This is a genomic window from Nocardia anocheti (assembly GCF_029675105.1).
Taxonomy (GTDB): domain Bacteria; phylum Actinomycetota; class Actinomycetes; order Mycobacteriales; family Mycobacteriaceae; genus Nocardia.
Map to the genome: position 1 here is coordinate 55,734 of NZ_JAQQFV010000003.1, position 17,006 is coordinate 72,739.

The window sequence follows — 17,006 nt, forward strand, 5'->3', positions numbered from 1 at the left end:
GGCCGAGATCGGATTTCCGGTGTCAATCCAGACAGAATTCGTTGCCTTCCGGATCGGCCATCACCAGGAATCCCGCGCTCATCGGTGGACTCGGCTCGAATCGGCGGACCCTTGTCGCCCCCAACGCGACCAGGCGTTCGCCTTCTGTTTCCAGCGCCGCCATGCGGTCGGCGCCCGACAATCCGGGTGCGGCGCGAATATCGAGATGGACGCGATTCTTCGCGATCTTGTCCTCGGGTACCTGCTGGAAGAACACCCGAGGGCCCTGTTCGTCCGGATCTTCGATGGCGGAATTCGAATTGTGTTGATCTTCGGGTACGCCGAGGCGGGTGAGGAATTCGTCCCAGGCGGCGAGCGGATCGGCGCCTTCGGGCAGTTCCACTCCCGGCGGTGCCGGATGGACGTAGCCGAGCGCGGCGGCCCAGAAGCGGGAGAGCGCGCGGGGGTCGTGGGCGTCGAACGTGATCTGGACGTGACGGCTCATGGCACCACCCTAGGCGCGATCGACGTCGTCGGAATATCATCCGGATTGACGCGTCTCCCATGGGGTAAGCGCAGCGGGAGTAGCGACGACGGCCGCCGGGTACTCCCCGGTGACCGGGGAAGGGAGGAGGCGTGCACGAGCAACAGCGCGACCCCGTACCCCGGCAGTGGACGGTCGGATTCCAGGTTCCCGCCGACCTCGACCAATTGACGATGGCGCACGCGATCGCGGAGACCGTGCTGCTGGTGGGTGGCTTCGCCCTCGACGAGGTCACCGACCTGCTGTTGGCCCTGGACGAAGTGGCCACGGCCCTGGTGCTGGCCGCGGTGCCCGGCGCCCGCATCGATTGCGCCTTCACCGGCGGCGACGGGGTGCTCGGCGCCCGCGTGACGACGGTGGCCCGCGCGCCCGGATCGATCGACGAGGACGCTTTCGGCTGGCATGTGGTGGCGACGCTGACCGATGCCCTGCGCACCGACTACGGAGATTACGACTCGGCCTGCGGCGGATTTCCCGCTACGGTGGAATTCGGGTGGATCCGGCGGTCGCGAGGTTCGGCGGTTTCCTGAAGCCGAAGCCGCGAAAGGGTTAGCGTACGGCCTGTCGGGTACCCGAAGAAGACACCCAGGAGTTCGGCAACCGTCCGGGAAGCGAGGCACACCGGCGATGACAGGGGAAACGAACACAGTCGATCATCCGACCGCGCGACGGTCCCATTCGCGCGGAGACAGCTACGACAACATCGAGCCGTGGTTCGAGAAATTGCGGGAGATACCGCGCGATGACCACGCTCACGACGAGGTCCGCGCCGAAATCATCGGTCGCTGCCTCCCGCTGGCCGACCACATCGCGCGGAAATTCACCGGCCGCGGCGAACAATTCGACGATCTGGAGCAGACGGCCCGGGTAGGGCTGGTGCTGGCGGTCGACCGCTACGACGTGACCCGTGGTTCGTCGTTCCTGTCCTTCGCCATCCCGACCATCATGGGCGAGGTCCGCAGGCACTTCCGCGACCGGACCTGGGCCGTGCGGGTCCCGCGCAGGCTCAAGGAACTGCAACTGCGGATCGGTCCGGCCACCGAGGAACTGTCCCAGCGCCTGGGTCGGGTACCGACCGCCCAGGAACTCGCCGACGAGCTCGAGGTCGACCTCGTGGAGGTCACCCGCACCCTCGTCGCCGCCAACGGCTACCAGACCAACTCCATCGACGACATCACCCACGACGGCCGCGACAACGCCACCCAGCCGATCACCGACACCCTGGGGGCCGACGAGCCCTGCTACCAGCTCACCGAGGACGCGATGGCGGTGCGACCGTTGATCGCCGGACTCTCCGGCGAGCAGCGGCAGGTGCTGATCATGCGGTTCTACGAATCCAAGACCCAGAGCCAGATCGCCGAGGAGCTGGGCGTGTCCCAGATGCAGATCTCGCGGATCCTCGCGCGCACCCTGGGCACGCTGCGCGAGCAGGCGCTGGCCGAACCGGCCCCGCACGAGCCGGTCGACCTCACCGCCTAGCGCTGTTTCTCCCCGCGCGTAGCGGGTAGCCGCCCTGACGACGGATGGAACCAGCTCAGGAGGTGTGAGCATGCCGCAGCAAGCATGGAGCGACAAGCGCGAACGGCAGTACGAGCACATCAAGGAGTCGCAGGAGGACCGCGGCGTCGGCGAGGACCGGGCCGAGGAGATCGCGGCTCGCACGGTCAACAAGGAACGCGCCAGGTCCGGCGAGGCCAAGACGTCGAGCAAGCTCTCCCGCACGGATATGTCCTCGGGCAAGCGCGGTGGTCAGCGGGCCCATCGCAAGGGGCCGCGCGGGCTGACCCGTGACCAGCTCTACGAAGAGGCCAAGCATCGCAATATCGAGGGCCGCTCGAAGATGACCAAGAGCGAACTCGCCCACGCCCTGGGCCGGGATTGACCGGGGGACGTCATGAACGTCCCCGCGAATCCGCGCACGGTGGTCGCCACCGGACTGGCCGCGTTGGCCGCGGCGACGCTGCTCGGGTGCGGTACCAGCACCGATCCGCAGGGCCCGACCGTGTCCACCACGGCCGACTCGCCGCAGGTCGGCGCCGAGGCCGCCACTCAGCTCTGCGACATGATGCGCGCCGAGATCGGCAACTGGCAGCAGCAGGGGACCACGGTGGCGAAGGTGTCGTTCAACGGGACCGTGCACAACTGGGCCCTGCGCAACGGCGCGGTCAATGCCGCGGTCACCCGCAATCGGGAGGTCATCGACACGGTGACCACCGAGAATTGCCCGGATGTGCGCGATCAGGCCATCGCCGCCTTCGGCACCGACGACCTCGCCTCAGCCCTGGCCGGATTCTGATCAGTACAGTCGCACCCCATGGGTGACAGGAGCCGGTTCGAGGAGTGGGAAGCGCGTCTGTGGGAGCGGCTGGCACGACTGTTGCCCTCGCGCCAGGACGCCGAGAGCTTCCGCGACAGTCGCGAGATCGGCGAGCAGGAGGCCGGGCTCTGGTTCCTGCTCGAACGCCTCGCCGACCTCGCGGTGCCGGTCGATGACGCGACACTGGCCGAGATCGAGGTGCTCGCCGAGCACTGGGGCGAACGGCTCTCGGTGCACCATCGCGTCGGTGCGTGCGCGAAAGACCCCGACAAGGCCGCCACCGTGCGCCTGGTTCCGGACAGCGAGGTGCGGGCCGCGGTCGAGGACGGCACGACGGTGCTGCCGTGGATCGAGTGCGCGCGGTGCCCCAGCGTGCTCGCGCGGGCCCACGACCGGGAACCCTCGGGTCGGCCGAGTCAGTACGCCGTGCGCTACCTCGTCTCGCGCGCCGACGCGCCCGAGCCCCAGGTCTTCGCTCCCACCGAGCTACTGCGCGCGTTCGAGTCGGTCCTGGCCTGCCACTGAGCGGCGCCCCGGCAGCCACCAGTTCACCGGGCCCATCAACTGCACCAGAGCCGGGACGAGCAGCATGCGCACCAGCGTCGCGTCCAGGATCAGGGCGATGATCATGCCGATGCCGAGCAGGCGCATCGGGGTGAGCGGGGACAACGCGAACGCGCCGGTGACCAGCACGAGCAGTACGGCCGCCGCGGTGATGACCCGAGCGGTCTTGACCGTCCCGACCCGCACGGCGGTGGCGGTGTCGACGCCCGCCCGGTGCGCCTCGGCCATCCGCGAGAGCAGGAAGACCTCGTAGTCGGTGGACAGGCCGAAGACCACCGCGATGATCAGCACCAGCATGCCTGCCGGGAGCGGGCCGGGACTGATCCCGAGCACCCCGGCGAAGTGACCGTCGAGGAAGATCCAGGTCAGCACGCCGAAGCTGGCGCCGAGGCTGAGGAAGGCCATGGCGACGGCCTTGAGCGGCAACATGATCGAACGGAACGCCGTCGTCAACAGGACGAGCGTGGCCAGCACCATCACCGCGATCATGAGCGGTAGGCGCTCGACCGTGGCATCGACGGTGTCGAGGGTGGCGGCGGTGTCGCCACCGACCCGGAACTCCGTGTCCGGCGGCGGTTCCAGTGCCCGCAGCGCCCGCACGGTGTCGGTGGCCGCGTCGCTGCGGTCGGCGTCGGTGAGGAAGGCGTGCAGGACGACGAAATCGTCGTCGCGGCCGACCTGCAGGACCTCGCGGACACCTGGTACGGCCTCGACCGAGGCCAGCGCACCGGAGACGGCCGCCGATTGCGGCGGGATGCCGTCGGTCCCGCGCAGCAGGACGGTCGCCCCGCTCGCGGCGGCGGGGAACTTCGTGGTGAGTTCTTCTGCGGTGGCGCGCATCTCGCTGTTCGCGGGCAGGGCGCGCTGGTCGACCTCACTGAGCCGGATACCGGTCAGCGGTGCGGCGAGTAGGAGCAGGATCGCTCCGACCGCGATCGTCACCGTGCCCGGTCGGCGCAGCACGGCCTCGACCACCCGTGCCCAGAACCGTTCGGTCCTGGCGGTGGACTTGGCCCGCCCGATCCGGGCGCCGAAGAGCACCAGCAGCGCGGGCAGGACCGTCAGCGACAGGCCCGCCGCCAGCGCTACGGCGGCGACCGCGCCGATGCCGAGGGAACGCAGCACCGCCTGCGGGAAGACGAAGGTGCCCGCGAACGCGCACATGAGCAGCAGGGCCGAGAAGCCGACCGTGCGCCCGGCGGTCGCGTAGGTGCGGGTGATGGCGGCGTGGATGTCGTCGCTCTCGGCGTACTCCTCGCGGAACCGGTTGACCAGGAACAGCCCGTAGTCGATGGCCATGCCCAGCCCGAGCAGGGAGGCGATGTTCACCGCGAAGGTGGTGACCTCGGTGAACTCGGTGAGCAGCCGGATCGCGCCCAGCGAACCGGCCACCGCGAGCATGCCGACGACCACCGGCAACGCACCGGCGAGGACACCGCCGAACACCAGCACCAGGACCAGCAGCGTCAGCGGCAGCGAGATCGATTCGGCCACGATGAGATCGCGTTGCGAGCGTTCGATGATCTCGGTGTTGAGCGCGCTGTAACCCGACATCCGCACCTCGACACCGGGCACCCGCAGCGCCTCGGCGATGGCGGGGTAGGCGGCGATGCGGGCGGTGTCGTCCCCGGCGGTGAACACCACGGCCACGGCTTGGCGCCGGTCCTCGGAGACCAGGAAGTTCTCGCGCGGGGGAATCGAGGTCCAATAGCTGTCGACCGGGCGGGCCAGCAGCGCGGGGTCGATGCGGTCGACGGCCTCGCGGACGCGCGGGCCGAGATCGTCGATGCCGCCGCCCGCTGGCGCGGTGTAGAGCGCGACCACATCGGGACTCTGCGGTCCGAGATGTTCGGTGACCAGTCGGTCCACGAACGCGGATTCACTGTGTGGGTCGGCGAATCCGCCTGCGCTGAGTCGCTCGGTGACCGCGGCGCCGTAGGCCGCGCACAACCCGATGAACACCGCGACCACGAGCAGCACCGCGCGCGGCCGGGCGATGACCAGGCGGGCGAGGGCGGTCACCGGTGCGCGTCCGGCACGGGCAGTTCGCTGTCGAGCATCGCCACGATCCGGTCGAGCAGGGCCTCGAGTCGCGCTTCGATGCCGACGCCGTTGCGGGCCGACACGGTGAGATCGGTGTGCCCGTCGAATTCGGTGATCCCGAACAGCAGCGGCATCGCGACGCTGTGCTGGGGCAGCACGAACAACCCGGTCGGCTGGAAGCCGGGCACGGCCAGCTCCGTGCCGGTGAAGCGGCCCATGTGGGACACGGTGGCCGAGGCCAGGTTCCGGCCGGTGCGCGCGCCGAGCCAGTTGGTGGTGTGCAGCACGCCGCGGTTCACCGCGTCGGGCACCAGGGTGATCTTGGTATTGGCCAGCTGGTTCAGTTCCCGGCGCTGTCCCAGGCCGGTCTTGATCTGTTCCTTGATCGCGGTCCAGTCCTGACCGGGCGCGAGGTCGAGGAACAGCGGCAGGGCCAGATTGGCGGTGGAGCGCAGCGCCGGATCGTGGCGGCGCAGGTCGACCGGCATCATGATGCGCGAAGTGCCCTTGGTCTCGGCGGCCAGCAGCGCGCACACCCGGGCCAGCGCGCCCGGCCCGGCGACCTCGACGCGCCGGTGCCGCAGCAGATGCCGGGGCAGTCCGTGCCGCTGACGACCCCGCCCGACCGCACTGCGATAGCGCGGCACCATCGGCGTCGGCTTGCCCGGGGCGCCGATCCGGTCGACGAGTTCCTGATCGGCCACCGGATCCGGTTGGGCGACAGGATCTTCCCCGCGCAGCGCGCGCAGCACATTGGTCACCCACAGCACCATGCCCATGCCGTCCATCACCCCGTGGAACACCCGGAACACCAGTGTGGTCGGCGCGCCCGTGAGCAACAGGACCTCGACGGTCGTCTCCGGAGTCGGGCCGATCGGGCTGGTGAGCACCGGGTCGGCCTCGAGCGCGGGATACATCAGCTGGTGGCCCGGCACCACCCGCACCGCCGGGGCGATGCCGGTGTCGACCCAGTCGTCGCCCTGGCGCATCAGCCGCGCGCCCGGGGTGGCCTCGGCGGCCGTCGCCACCGCGTCGCGCAGCCGCTGCGGGTCGAGATCGCCCTCGCCGGGGACGACGAGCTGCATGAGGAACGGCGGCGCCAGCTCGCGCATGGGGAAGTACATGCGCTCGGTGGTGGACAGCGGACGACGGAAGACGGTGCGGGCGTTCATGAGTGCCTTCGGGAGGTCGGGCGTGGTCAGCGCAGGGGGCGGGTGAGCGTCTCGATGCCGCCCTGGGTGTCGAGCCAGCGCAGGAACTCGGCCAGCCCGGTGTCGCGGTCGACGACCGGGGTGTAGCCGAGATCGGTGCGCGCGGCAGTGGTGTCGTAGGTGGCGCTGCGGGTCATCAGGGCCACGGCATAGCGCGACAGCGGGGGCGACCAGCGATTGGTGACGGCGGGAATCCGCCACACGGCCTCGATGACCGCGACCACCGCGGCCAGCACCCGTGGGTTGGGCTGCCGGGTCGGTGCCTGGTAGCCCAGCCGCCGCGCCACCTCTCCGAGGAACCCCCACACGTCGGTCTTCTCCGCGTCGGCGACGAAATACGCCTTGCCGCCAGGGGTTTCGACCGTCGCCGCCAGCACACACGCGCGCACGACATTGTCCACGTGGCACAGCGACGCCTCGATCGTGCGTCCGTAGGACAGGTCGGGCAGCTTGCCCTCGGCGGTACGGCCCAGCAGGCGCACGATCGGCCCCGACCGGTCACCCGCACCCCAGATCGCGCGCGGGCGCAGCGCGACGGTGGTGAAGCCGGGCGCGTTCGCCGCCAGCACCGCGCGTTCGGCGGCGGCCTTGGTCTCGGAGTAGAAGTTGAGGTAGCGGCGCGGATACGGCAGCGACTCGTCGACGTCGAGCTGGTCGCCGCCGTCGCGGTCCATCATCGCGCTGGGGCTGGAGACGAACACGAACCGGGTGGCGCCACCACGGCGGGCGGCATCCAGGAGCAGTTCGGTCGCGCGGACGTTCTCGGTCCAGAACTTGTCGCGGGTGCCGCGCTCGTCGACACGGGCGGCACTGTGCACCACCACATCCCGGCCTTCGGCGGCACGCACCAGCGAGTCCGCGTCGGTGAGGTCGCCGTACACGACCTCCACCCGGTCCCGCGCGTCGCCGAGATCGTCGAGCACGCTGGTGCGCCGCGCCAGGATCGCCACCTCGTGGGTGCCCTCGGCGACCAGCGCGCGCACCAGGCTGCCGCCGAGGAACCCGGAGGCTCCGGTGACCAGGATCTTCATCGGCCCGACTCCAGCTTCTCGGTCGCCCAGCGGGCGAGTTCCTCCCGGCCGATCTTGGCGTTGTGCCGGATGTCGACGGGGAAACGGGGATGCACCAGGAAATCCTTGACGGGCGTGGTCACCTCGAAATCAACCGCACGCGTGCGCAATCGGGTGAGCACGGCCGCCGCGTCGGCCCCGGTCTCGACCTCGACACAGAGCACGGGCCGCTGGGCGCCGGGCGTACCGACCCCGACCAGCGCGGTCCGCGCCACCCCGGGCACCACATTGAAGACCTGCTCGACCTGCACGGTGAACATCGGCCCCCGCGCGGTGCGCACCCGCTGACTCTTGCGCCCGCAGAACCAGATCCGGCCCTGCTCGTCGATCCAGCCCAGATCGCCGGTCCGATGCCAGACCCGGTCGCCGTCGGCGATCTTGCCCTCGGTGTTGGCCCGCGCGGGCCAGTAGTAGCGGGTGCTCACGTTCGGCCCGGCGACCACCAGTTCGCCGACTTCCCGTGGGCCGGACGGCTGTTCGGCTCCGTCCCAGGTACGCACGGGAGCGTCGGTGATGCCGAGCAAGCGCACCTCGACGCGGTCGGCCGGGCGGCCGATGCAGGTGCCGTCACCGGTGTGGGCCCGCTCGACCAGGCCATCGAGCAGCTCGCGCGATTCGATGGTCGACATCGGCAGTGCCTCGGTGGACCCGTATCCGGCGTAGATCTCGGCATCGGGGCGCAGCACCTCGCGCAGCCCGGCCACGCACCAGTCCGGCACCGGCGCACCGCCGGAGAACACGCTGGCCAGCGAGGGCAGCGGCGTCGGACGCGCGCGCAGGTGCGCGAGCAGCGGGATCAGCAGCGCGGGGGAGGCGAACAGGGTGCGTACCTCGAAGCGCTCGATCGCGTCGACCACGTGCGCCGGATCGGTCGAGCCGACCTTGCTCGGGATCAGCGGCGGCAGCACACAGCGCGAACCGAGCAGCAGATCGAGCACACCGACCAGCGGCAGCGTGATCAGCGAGGTCTCCGGCGGAGTGCCACCACGCGCGCTGTGCACCTGCTCGACCATCGCGGCGAGATTGCCGTGCGTCAGCTCGACCGCCTTGGCCGGGCCGGTGCTGCCGGTGGTGAACCCGATGATCAGCAGATCGTCGGGAGCGGCGGGCACCCGCGCGGGCAGGACCCCGGCGGGCCGACGACCCCACGAGCGCAGCGTCGGCCCACCCCAGAACCAGCGCCGCCCCACGGTGACCGTGGTCCGCACGTGCCGGAAACTGCGCGCGAACAGCACCCGCAGCGCGTGCGCGGGCGGAATACCGATGAAGGCCTCGGCCTCGACCGCCCGCAGGCAGTGCACCATCCGGCGCACACCCATGCCCGGGTCGATCACCACCGGCACCGCGCCGATCTTGAGCAGCGCGAACAGGGTCGCGTAGAGCTCCGGACTGGGCAGCACCAGCACGATGGTGCGGGTCCCGCTGCCCACGCCCGAGGCGACGAGCTGTTCGGCGACGGCGTCGGACCACTCGTCGAGTTCGCGGTAGGTGATCTGCCGGTAGTCGGGCAGCCCGCCCGGGGTGGTGCCGTCCGGGTAGATCACCGCCGCGCGATCGGGCTGGGCGGCGGCGAACTGCCGGAACGCGTCGATGGTCTCCCAGTAGGTCGCGGTGGTCACACCGTCTCCGCGGGCAGGCGGTAGAGGCTGGCCGCGGCCGAGGGACCGGCACCAGCGGCGACGAACAGCACGTGGGTGTATCCGGCCAGCGAGCCCTCGGTGACGGCGCGATCGTAGGCCAGCGGCAGCGTGGCGGTGTGCGGGTCACCGGCGGACAGGTCGGGCACCCGGACCGCGTCCTGGTCCAGGCCGAGCGCGTCGGCGAGCAGCTTGGGGAACTGCGGGCTCGGCGTCGAGGCGATCAGCGCCACGCGCGCGGTGTCGTTCCCGGCGAGCGCCGTGCGGGCCACCTCGGTGGCCACGGCCAGCACCCGGTCCTCGAAATCGGGCTCGCGCTCGACGGTCATGATGCCGCGGCCGACGGTACCCATGGTGGCGGTGTCGACATAGGCCTGCTCGGCGGGCGTCCCCGGCGCGGTCGCCGTGTGTACGGGGCCGAAACCCTCGGGCCCGTCGGTGTTGTCGAGCAGCAGCGCGGCACCGGCGGTGGCATAGGGGAATTCGGCGTCGGCGGCCGAGCGGGTGAGCGAGGGATGGGTGTCGCCCGCGACGATCAGCACGTGCTCGGTGCTGCCGGTGGTCAGGATCGAGCCCGCCACCTGCACGGCGTTGAGCACGCCGACCGCGCCGTTCATCAGATCGAAGGAGAAGGTGCGCGCGTCACCCCTGGTGTAGTCCAGGCCGATGCCCGCGGCCTTCTGGATCAGCGCGGACACGGCCGGTTCCACCGTGTTGGAGTCGCGGAAGATGCCGGTGTTGATCAGCACACCGACCTGGTCGGTGCGAATTCCCGCGCGCCGCACGGCTTCCCGAGCGGCGGTGCCGCTGTGCTCGACCACGCTGTGGGTGTCGGTGGCGGTGCTGGTGCCGGTGGTTCGGATACGTACGCCCATGACGAACCTCAGACCTTCAGGGAGGAGATGGTGGTGGACAGGAACCCGGCGACGACACCGGAGGCGGCCGGAACCATGAGCAGCTTGGAGCCCGCCGCGATGTTCTGGTCGGACAGCTGATCGTGCAGCACGATGAAATGCGAGGTGGTCGAGGTGTTTCCGTACTTCTCGATCACATTGAGGTCCGGCGGCATCGGCACCCCGAACTCCCGCGCGGCCACCGCGTTCAGGTACGGCACGGCCGCCGCGCCGAACTGGTGGTGGATGATGTAGTCGAATTCCTCGTCGGCGAAGCCGCGGCCCTGCCCGTCGAGGTAGTCGCCCTGCGCGTCCGGCCAGAGCAGGAACCGCGCCTCGTTGTGCATCTTGCGGTTGTCGGTGTAGAGCGCCACGCCGGAGGACTTGTCGCTGGGCATGCCCAGGCACAGGTGCGAATGCTCGGCGGCGGTGAACAATTCGATGTAGTGGATCTTGTCGGCGTCGTCGACGGCCTCGTCCAGGATCACCGCGCAGCCGGAGTCGCCCACCGACAGCGAGGCGAACTGCAGGTCGTACTTCTCGGAGATCTCGTTGACGGCGGTGTCGGCGATCGGGGTGATGGACTCACCGCTGACCACCATGCCGTTGCGGACCACCCCGGAGCGGATCATCCGGTCCAGCAGGTAGGTACCGGTGAGCATGCCCGCGCACGCGTTGGACACGTCGAAGGTGATCGCGGACCCGGCACCGAGGTTCTTGGCGATGCTGGAGGCGAAGGAGGGCTCCATGTACATCCGGGTGCCCTGGTCGCTGCGGGTGATCGAACAGGAGATGATCACCTCCAGTTCGTTCGGGGCATAACGGGATCGGGACAGGCAGTCCCGCGCGGCCGCGATGGCCAGGGCGAAGGAGTCCTCCTGGTTCTCCGGGGAGGTGTCGCGGACCCGCCGTTGTTTGATTCCGGTGATCTTCTCCAGGTCGAACGACGGCGGCACGGACAGACGCGAAATCAATTCCTCGGTCGACACGATATTCGACGGAAGATAAGCGCCGATTGACTCGAAACGCGAATGCGACACGGGAACTCCTGAATACGTCGGAAGGGTGCCTCGGGGCGATTCTGATCGCCGATGCGATCGAACGCTACCGAAGAGTAACCGTGTGATCGGTGACGAAGCGAGACGTCCTCGAGGTGTGACGCACCCAGGAACAGGCTATCTGTAACTGGAAGTTTCGGAAATTCGGCTATCGACCGTTGGGTGCTGTCACCGCAGGAAGATTCGGGTTTCGACGCATCGGCAAAGCTTCAGCTACCCGGCGATCACACGACTTTGGTGTCACGTGAGGGGCTCGGTATGGTTGGTCTACCGTGAGGGACCTCACGAAAGGGCGGCACGTGAATATGTCGACCCGTCCGGTGCCGTTGTTTCGCGCGCCGAAATGTCCGTGCGCGATTTGTCGTAGGAGGAAACACGCCGATGCGCCGAACGTCCGGCCGACCGAGCCGAGGCGGACGGAATCGGCCGGAACTTCGCAACGTTCGATCCGCACCAACCCTGGACCAACCTTGCCCACCCATAGTGTCGGGCAACCCGACCACACGTCGAGAATCTGCAAGGAGTGCACCATGCTTGACCACGCCGGGGTAGTTCAGCACCGCCACCGCGCCGTCGCGGCCACCGAGGACGCCGACGACGTGCTGCAGCTGATGACCGCCATGCACGGCCCCGTCGTGCTGTACCTGGCCCCCGACACCGACGGACGCACCCCGATCTGCGTGCGCCGCACCGACTTCCGCCCCGAACCCGGCGACGCGCTGGCCGGACGCACCGCCTGGCACACCGAATTCTGGCTGGCCGACCGGTTCCGCGAGGGCATCGACGACATCGACCTGAGCATCGATGTGCGCAGCGCGCCCGAGGCCGACCGCCCCGAGTCGCTGGAGACCAGCTGCGGTTTCCGTTTCGCCCTGCGGATCGAGTCCTAGGGAATCCTGGCCATCCCACCGAGCATGGACACCGCTTCCCGGCGCGGATGCGGGCGCCACTCGGTGGGACGCCAGTCGATCACCGAGGTGATGCCCGGCTCGATCAGGTCGAGTCCGTCGAAGAAGCGGGTGAACTCGGGGGTCGAGCGGGTGCGGAAGGGCACGCCGCTGCGCAGATTGGCCGCGTCTGTCTCGGCGCGGTCCTCCGCGGACAGGTGATCGTTGGTGGCGTGGGTGAGGGTGAGGTAGCTGCCCGGCGCCAGCGCCGAGCGCAGTTCGCGCACCACGGCGTAGGCCTGCTCGTCGTCGGTGAGGAAGTGCAGCACCGCGCACAGCATGAGCGCGACGGGCTGGTCCAGGTCCAGGGTGCCGGTCAGCGCGGGGTGGGTCAGGATCGAGGCGGGATCACGCAGGTCGGCGTCGATGTAGGCGGTGGCGCCGGTCGGGGAGCTGTCGAGCAGGTCGCGCGCGTGGTAGAGCACGATCGGGTCGTTGTCGACGTAGACGATGCGGGCCGCGGGCGCGATCGCCTGGGCCAGCTCGTGCACATTGCCCTCGGTGGGCAGGCCGGTGCCGATGTCGAGGAACTGACGCACGCCCTCGACACGCGCGAGGTGGTCGACCGCGCGGCGCAGGAAACGACGGTTCTCCAGCACGGCGAAGTGGATCGACGGGAAGGCCTTGGCGACCGCGTCGGCGGACTTGCGGTCGGCCTCGAAATTGGCGGTGCCACCGAGCCAGTAGTCGTACCGGCGGGCCGGGTGGGGTTTGGTGACGTCCACCCGGTCGGCGGCGGATTCGAAGTCCACGGCGCCCTTCCTTTCGCTCGACTACCGTCGTCGGGATCAGCCCGACTCGAGAAGGCACGACCATGCCCCTGCAGTTCAGCCCCTATGACTTCGACGTCCACGCCGATCCCTACCCGTACTATGCCAGGTTGCGTACCGAGGCCCCCGTCTACCGTAACGAGGCCGACGACTTCTGGGCGTTGTCGCGCCACGCCGACGTCCGCGCGGCGCTGCGCGATTCCGAGCGTTTCTCCAGCGCCAACGGCCTGCGCATGGAACCGGCCTTCTGGGGCCCGCAGGCCGAGAAGCTGTTCTCCTTCGTGGCGATGGACCCGCCCAAGCACACCCGGATGCGCGAGCTGGTCGTGCGCGCGTTCACCCAGCGGCGGGTCCAGGCCCTGGAACCGCGACTACGCGAGATCGCCCGCCGCATCCTGGCCCCCGCCCTGGCCAAGGGCAGCTTCGACCTGATGGCCGATCTCGCCGGGCCGTTCCCCACCGAGGTGATCTCCGAGCTGGTCGGCGTGCCCGAATCCGATCGCGATCTGGTGCGCAAGCTCGGTATGGAGATCATGTACACCGACGCCGAGTCGACCGATCTGCGGCCGGAGGCCATGGCGGCCATCGGCGCGCTGGTCGGCTACTACACCGAGCTGACGATCGCGCGCGCTCGCCAGCGCACCGACGACCTGCTCTCCGGGCTGCTCGACGCCGCCGACGGCGACGACCGGCTCAGCCCCGAGGAGATCGTCGGCGTGCTCATCCTGCTCGTCGGCGCCGGTATCGAGACGGTCATGCTGACCCTCGGCAATGCCTGGGCGGCGGCCGCGGCGCATCCCGACCAGCGTCGCGCCGCCTTCGACGGCCGCGTCGACGACTGGATCGCCGAGGCCATGCGCTACGACCCGGCCACCCAGTCCCAGCTGCGCACCACGACCGCCCCGCTGGAGCTGCACGGGGTCGAGATCCCGGCCGGTGCCCGCATCCTGCTGCTCACCGGTTCGGCCCACCGCGACGAGTCGGTGTTCGCCGATCCCGACACCTTCGATCTCGACCGCGACACCGGCGCCTCGCTGGCCTTCGGCTCCGGCAGGCACCACTGCCTCGGGGCGAATCTGGCCCAGCTCGAGCTGCGGGTGGCCCTGGAGGAAATCGTCGCCGCCGTCGCCGATTACGAGGTCGACACCGAGGCCGCGGTGCGCATCCACTCCTCCAACAATCGGGGGTTCGCGGCCCTGCCCACCACCGTCACGCTGCGCTGACCGGCGCCTCCACGACCGATTCGCGCCGTTCCGCCCGAGGCGCTGCAGGGCCTCGGGCGGAGCGGTAGCATCGCTGAACGGACCGGAAGGTCTAGTCCAGCAACATGTTTCGCTGCGGCCGCTGCGCACGGGTCCACGGAACACCGGTGATCGAGAGGCTTCATGGTGGAATCGGTGACGAATCGGTGGGTAATCGATCCGACGGGAAACGACATCCAAGGCGAGAACGCGGCGTTGCGCGAGCGCGGGCGCGCCACCCTGATCGAGCTGCCGGGCGGGGTGCCCGCGTGGTCGGTCACCGACGCGGCGCTGCTGGAGAAGCTGCTCATCGATCCGCGGGTGTCCAAGAACGCCGCCCAGCACTGGCCGCCGTTCGTCGCGGGGGAGATCCCCGCCGACTGGCCGCTGTACCTGTGGGTGGCGGTGCCCAACATGTTCACCGCCTACGGCGCCGACCACCGACGGTTGCGTCGCCTGGTGGCACCGGCGTTCACCGCGCGGCGGACCGAGGCGATGCGTGAGCGGGTCGAGCGGATCACCACCGAGCTGCTCGACGCCCTCGATGAGGTCCCGGCGGGCGAAACCGTCGATCTCCGTGAGCATTTCGCCTACCCGCTGCCCATCCAGGTGATCTCCGAGCTGATGGGTGTGCCGGAATCGCTCGGGCCCGGGCTGCGCACATGCGTCGACGGCATCTTCGACACCACCCTCAGCCCGGAGGAGTCGCAGGCCAACTACATGGAGATGTACCGGATCCTCGGCGAACTGGTGGCGCTGCGCCGCGAGCAGCCCGGTGACGACATGACCAGCCTGCTCATCGCCCAGCGCGACGACGAGGGCGACGACGCCCAGCTCACCGAGGAGGAGTTGGTCGCCACGCTGCTGCTGGTGATCTCGGCCGGGCACGAGACCACCGTGAACCTGCTCGACCAGGCCATCACCGTGCTGCTCACCCGGCCCGAGGTGCTGGAGAACCTGCGCGAGGGCACGGTCACCTGGCCCGACGTGATCGAGGAGACGCTGCGCTTCGAATCGCCGGTGGCGCACCTGCCGCTGCGCTACGCGGTGTCCGACATCGAGATCGACGGCGTGCGGATCGCCCAGGGCGAGGCGATCCTGGCCGGATACGCCGCCGCCGGACGCGACCCGCAGCGTCACGGCGCCACCGCCGACGAGTTCGACCCGCACCGGGACAACCAGTCCCACATGGCCTTCGGCTACGGCGCCCACCACTGCCTCGGCGCGCCGCTGGCCCGGCTGGAGGCGCTGGTCTCGCTGCCCGCGCTGTTCGAGCGGTTCCCGAAGATGAGTCTGGCGGCGCCGGTCGAGGAACTCGGCACGGTGCCCAGCTTCATCTCCAACGGGCACCGGCACCTGCCGGTGATCGTCGACGGAGCGTAGTTCCCGCGAGCTGTCCGGCCGGGCGTGTGCCCGGCCGGACGGTGCTCACGGCAGCGGCAGCGGGGCCGTCTTCGGGAAGACCACCGGCAGCCCCGCCAGCGCGCGGTGGAACGGCCCGGGCCGCCACACCAATTCCTCGGGGGGAACGGCCAATTCGAGTTCGGGCAGCGCGTCGAGCAGCTGGTCGATCGCCTCCTGGGCGATCAGATAGGCGGGGGACTTGGCCGGGCAGCTGTGCGGGCCCGTGCTCCACGCCAGGTGCGCGCGATTGTCCAGGAACTCGCCGGTACCGATCGCCGGATCGTTGTTGCAGGCGGCCATGCTGATCACCACCGGCTGGTGCGCGGGCAGCCAGACATTGTCGACCAGGATCGGCTGGCGCGGGTAGGTCGTGCAGAAGTTGGCCATGGGCGGGTCGGTGTAGAGCACCTCGTCCAGGGCGTCGCGGGTCGATAGGCTGCCGCCGAGCAGGCTGCCCGCGAAACGCGGATCGGTGAGCATCAGCCGGACGGTGTTGAGGATCAGGTTCAGCATGGGCTCGATCCCGGCGCCGTAGATGGTGAGCAGCTGGTTCATCAGCTCCTCGTCATCGAGTCGGGCCGGGTGCTGGACCAGGCGGGTGGCGATGTCGTCGCCGGGTTCGGCCTGCTTCTGTCGGACCAGGTCGTAGAGCGAGTCCTCCAGCATCTGCGCGCCCTGCACCGCGGTGTCGCCGCCCTCGAACATCTGGGCCATCCCGGTGGCGATCCGCGCGCCCAGTTCCTCACCGACGCCGAGCATCGCGTTGATGGTGGCGAAGATGACCGGGTAGGCATACTGGCTCAACAGGTCCGCGCTGCCGTCGGCGCAGAAGGAATTGATCACCGGCATGGCGATCTGCTCGACGGTGCTGTGCAGCCGGTACAGGTCGACTCCGGCGATCCCGGCGACCGTGGCCTGCCGGTAGCGGGTGTGCTCGAGGCCGGAGGTGCGAATCGCGTTGGGGCGGTAGCACATCATCGGCAGGATGGGGCAGTCCGCGGGGATGTCGCGCTGCCACATCCGGGCGTCGGCGGGGAAGTGGTCGGGATCGTTGAGGATCTGGACCGCGGTGCGATAGCCGATCACCAGGGTCGCCGGGACGCCGGGCACCAGGTCGACCGGGGCGAGCGAGCCGAAGCGGCGGCGCATCTCGCGGTAGGTCGCCTGCGGATCGGCGGCGAACTCCGGGGAGTACAGCGGCACCCGGTCCATGTCGCTGAGCGAATTCGGCACCGGCGGGGTCTGCGCGGGGGCAGCCGAGGTCTGGGGCATCACAGCACGTACTCCTGTCGGAGGCAACGATGGTCAACGCGCGTCGTCGCGCAGCG

The 17,006-nt window shown here is 69.7% G+C and carries 17 protein-coding genes; 8 read left to right on the forward strand and 9 right to left on the reverse strand.

Annotated features, from left to right (window positions below; genetic code table 11):
• Positions 1-22: 22 nt before the first annotated feature.
• Complete coding sequence (locus QC180_RS07830) at positions 23-484, reverse strand: VOC family protein (protein WP_278261959.1); 462 nt, start codon at positions 482-484, stop codon at positions 23-25.
• A gap of 131 nt (positions 485-615) precedes the next feature.
• Here QC180_RS07830 and QC180_RS07835 point away from each other — a divergent pair, with 131 nt between their 5' ends.
• The 5 genes from QC180_RS07835 to QC180_RS07855 all read left to right on the forward strand — a co-directional run bounded on the left by QC180_RS07835 (position 616) and on the right by QC180_RS07855 (position 3,365).
• A complete protein-coding gene (locus QC180_RS07835; protein ID WP_278261960.1) occupies positions 616-1,053 on the forward strand; it encodes an anti-sigma factor in 438 nt (145 codons plus the stop codon).
• Positions 1,054-1,150: 97 nt separating this feature from the next.
• Complete coding sequence (locus QC180_RS07840; RefSeq protein ID WP_278261961.1) at positions 1,151-2,002, forward strand: RNA polymerase sigma factor SigF; 852 nt, start codon at positions 1,151-1,153, stop codon at positions 2,000-2,002.
• Positions 2,003-2,072: 70 nt separating this feature from the next.
• On the forward strand, positions 2,073-2,405 hold the full coding sequence (locus QC180_RS07845) for a plasmid stabilization protein (RefSeq protein ID WP_278261962.1): 333 nt from the start codon (positions 2,073-2,075) through the stop codon (positions 2,403-2,405).
• A 12-nt stretch (positions 2,406-2,417) separates the two neighbouring features.
• Positions 2,418-2,819 (forward strand): hypothetical protein, encoded by a 402-nt coding sequence (locus tag QC180_RS07850; RefSeq protein ID WP_278261963.1) that lies wholly within the window; start codon positions 2,418-2,420, stop codon positions 2,817-2,819.
• An 18-nt stretch (positions 2,820-2,837) separates the two neighbouring features.
• Entirely contained in the window at positions 2,838-3,365 is a 528-nt protein-coding gene (locus tag QC180_RS07855) for a hypothetical protein (RefSeq protein ID WP_278261964.1), read from the forward strand.
• Here the strand turns inward: QC180_RS07855 and QC180_RS07860 are convergent.
• The 6 genes from QC180_RS07860 to QC180_RS07885 are packed head-to-tail and all read right to left on the reverse strand — an operon-like array spanning position 3,327 to position 11,298.
• Positions 3,327-5,426 (reverse strand): MMPL family transporter, encoded by a 2,100-nt coding sequence (locus QC180_RS07860; protein ID WP_278261965.1) that lies wholly within the window; start codon positions 5,424-5,426, stop codon positions 3,327-3,329. The genes QC180_RS07855 and QC180_RS07860 overlap by 39 nt on opposite strands.
• Positions 5,423-6,619, reverse strand: coding sequence for a peptide synthetase (locus QC180_RS07865; protein ID WP_278261966.1), 1,197 nt, complete (start codon positions 6,617-6,619; stop codon positions 5,423-5,425). The genes QC180_RS07860 and QC180_RS07865 overlap by 4 nt, the downstream gene beginning before the upstream one ends.
• 26 nt (positions 6,620-6,645) lie before the next feature.
• Positions 6,646-7,689 (reverse strand): NAD-dependent epimerase/dehydratase family protein, encoded by a 1,044-nt coding sequence (locus QC180_RS07870; protein ID WP_278261967.1) that lies wholly within the window; start codon positions 7,687-7,689, stop codon positions 6,646-6,648.
• Positions 7,686-9,347, reverse strand: a complete 1,662-nt coding sequence (locus QC180_RS07875; protein ID WP_278261968.1) for a fatty acid CoA ligase family protein — start codon at positions 9,345-9,347, stop codon at positions 7,686-7,688. The genes QC180_RS07870 and QC180_RS07875 overlap by 4 nt, the downstream gene beginning before the upstream one ends.
• Complete coding sequence (locus QC180_RS07880; RefSeq protein ID WP_278261969.1) at positions 9,344-10,240, reverse strand: beta-ketoacyl-[acyl-carrier-protein] synthase family protein; 897 nt, start codon at positions 10,238-10,240, stop codon at positions 9,344-9,346. The genes QC180_RS07875 and QC180_RS07880 overlap by 4 nt, the downstream gene beginning before the upstream one ends.
• Before the next feature lie 8 nt (positions 10,241-10,248).
• Complete coding sequence (locus QC180_RS07885) at positions 10,249-11,298, reverse strand: 3-oxoacyl-ACP synthase III family protein (protein WP_278261970.1); 1,050 nt, start codon at positions 11,296-11,298, stop codon at positions 10,249-10,251.
• Between the two features lie 548 nt (positions 11,299-11,846).
• Here QC180_RS07885 and QC180_RS07890 point away from each other — a divergent pair.
• Positions 11,847-12,206, forward strand: a complete 360-nt coding sequence (locus QC180_RS07890; RefSeq protein WP_278261971.1) for a DUF779 domain-containing protein — start codon at positions 11,847-11,849, stop codon at positions 12,204-12,206.
• Here QC180_RS07890 and QC180_RS07895 read toward each other — a convergent pair.
• The gene (locus QC180_RS07895; RefSeq protein ID WP_278261972.1) at positions 12,203-13,015 is read right to left on the reverse strand and encodes an SAM-dependent methyltransferase; all 813 of its coding nucleotides are present in this window, start codon (positions 13,013-13,015) and stop codon (positions 12,203-12,205) included. The genes QC180_RS07890 and QC180_RS07895 overlap by 4 nt on opposite strands.
• Positions 13,016-13,077: 62 nt before the next feature.
• Here QC180_RS07895 and QC180_RS07900 point away from each other — a divergent pair, with 62 nt between their 5' ends.
• Together QC180_RS07900 and QC180_RS07905 are read left to right on the forward strand one after the other, a co-directional pair.
• Positions 13,078-14,256 (forward strand): cytochrome P450, encoded by a 1,179-nt coding sequence (locus QC180_RS07900; RefSeq protein WP_278261973.1) that lies wholly within the window; start codon positions 13,078-13,080, stop codon positions 14,254-14,256.
• 162 nt (positions 14,257-14,418) lie between these two features.
• Positions 14,419-15,657 (forward strand): cytochrome P450 family protein, encoded by a 1,239-nt coding sequence (locus QC180_RS07905; RefSeq protein ID WP_278261974.1) that lies wholly within the window; start codon positions 14,419-14,421, stop codon positions 15,655-15,657.
• Positions 15,658-15,702: 45 nt separating this feature from the next.
• Here the strand turns inward: QC180_RS07905 and QC180_RS07910 are convergent, their stop codons facing one another.
• Positions 15,703-16,950 (reverse strand): cytochrome P450, encoded by a 1,248-nt coding sequence (locus QC180_RS07910; RefSeq protein ID WP_474646405.1) that lies wholly within the window; start codon positions 16,948-16,950, stop codon positions 15,703-15,705.
• Between the last annotated feature and the right edge of the window lie 56 nt (positions 16,951-17,006).

Excerpts from the sequence above, each read along its gene's own strand:
- QC180_RS07890 (WP_278261971.1), top strand. The coding sequence starts at position 11,847 with ATGCTTGACCACGCCGGGGTAGTTCAGCACCGCCACCGCGCCGTCGCG.
- QC180_RS07870 (WP_278261967.1), bottom strand. The coding sequence starts at position 7,689 with ATGAAGATCCTGGTCACCGGAGCCTCCGGGTTCCTCGGCGGCAGCCTG.
- QC180_RS07865 (WP_278261966.1), bottom strand. The coding sequence starts at position 6,619 with ATGAACGCCCGCACCGTCTTCCGTCGTCCGCTGTCCACCACCGAGCGC.
- QC180_RS07830 (WP_278261959.1), bottom strand. The coding sequence starts at position 484 with ATGAGCCGTCACGTCCAGATCACGTTCGACGCCCACGACCCCCGCGCG.
- QC180_RS07850 (WP_278261963.1), top strand. The coding sequence starts at position 2,418 with ATGAACGTCCCCGCGAATCCGCGCACGGTGGTCGCCACCGGACTGGCC.
- QC180_RS07855 (WP_278261964.1), top strand. The coding sequence starts at position 2,838 with ATGGGTGACAGGAGCCGGTTCGAGGAGTGGGAAGCGCGTCTGTGGGAG.
- QC180_RS07905 (WP_278261974.1), top strand. The coding sequence starts at position 14,419 with ATGGTGGAATCGGTGACGAATCGGTGGGTAATCGATCCGACGGGAAAC.
- QC180_RS07880 (WP_278261969.1), bottom strand. The coding sequence starts at position 10,240 with ATGGGCGTACGTATCCGAACCACCGGCACCAGCACCGCCACCGACACC.
- QC180_RS07840 (WP_278261961.1), top strand. The coding sequence starts at position 1,151 with ATGACAGGGGAAACGAACACAGTCGATCATCCGACCGCGCGACGGTCC.
- QC180_RS07910 (WP_474646405.1), bottom strand. The coding sequence starts at position 16,950 with ATGCCCCAGACCTCGGCTGCCCCCGCGCAGACCCCGCCGGTGCCGAAT.
- QC180_RS07845 (WP_278261962.1), top strand. The coding sequence starts at position 2,073 with ATGCCGCAGCAAGCATGGAGCGACAAGCGCGAACGGCAGTACGAGCAC.
- QC180_RS07900 (WP_278261973.1), top strand. The coding sequence starts at position 13,078 with ATGCCCCTGCAGTTCAGCCCCTATGACTTCGACGTCCACGCCGATCCC.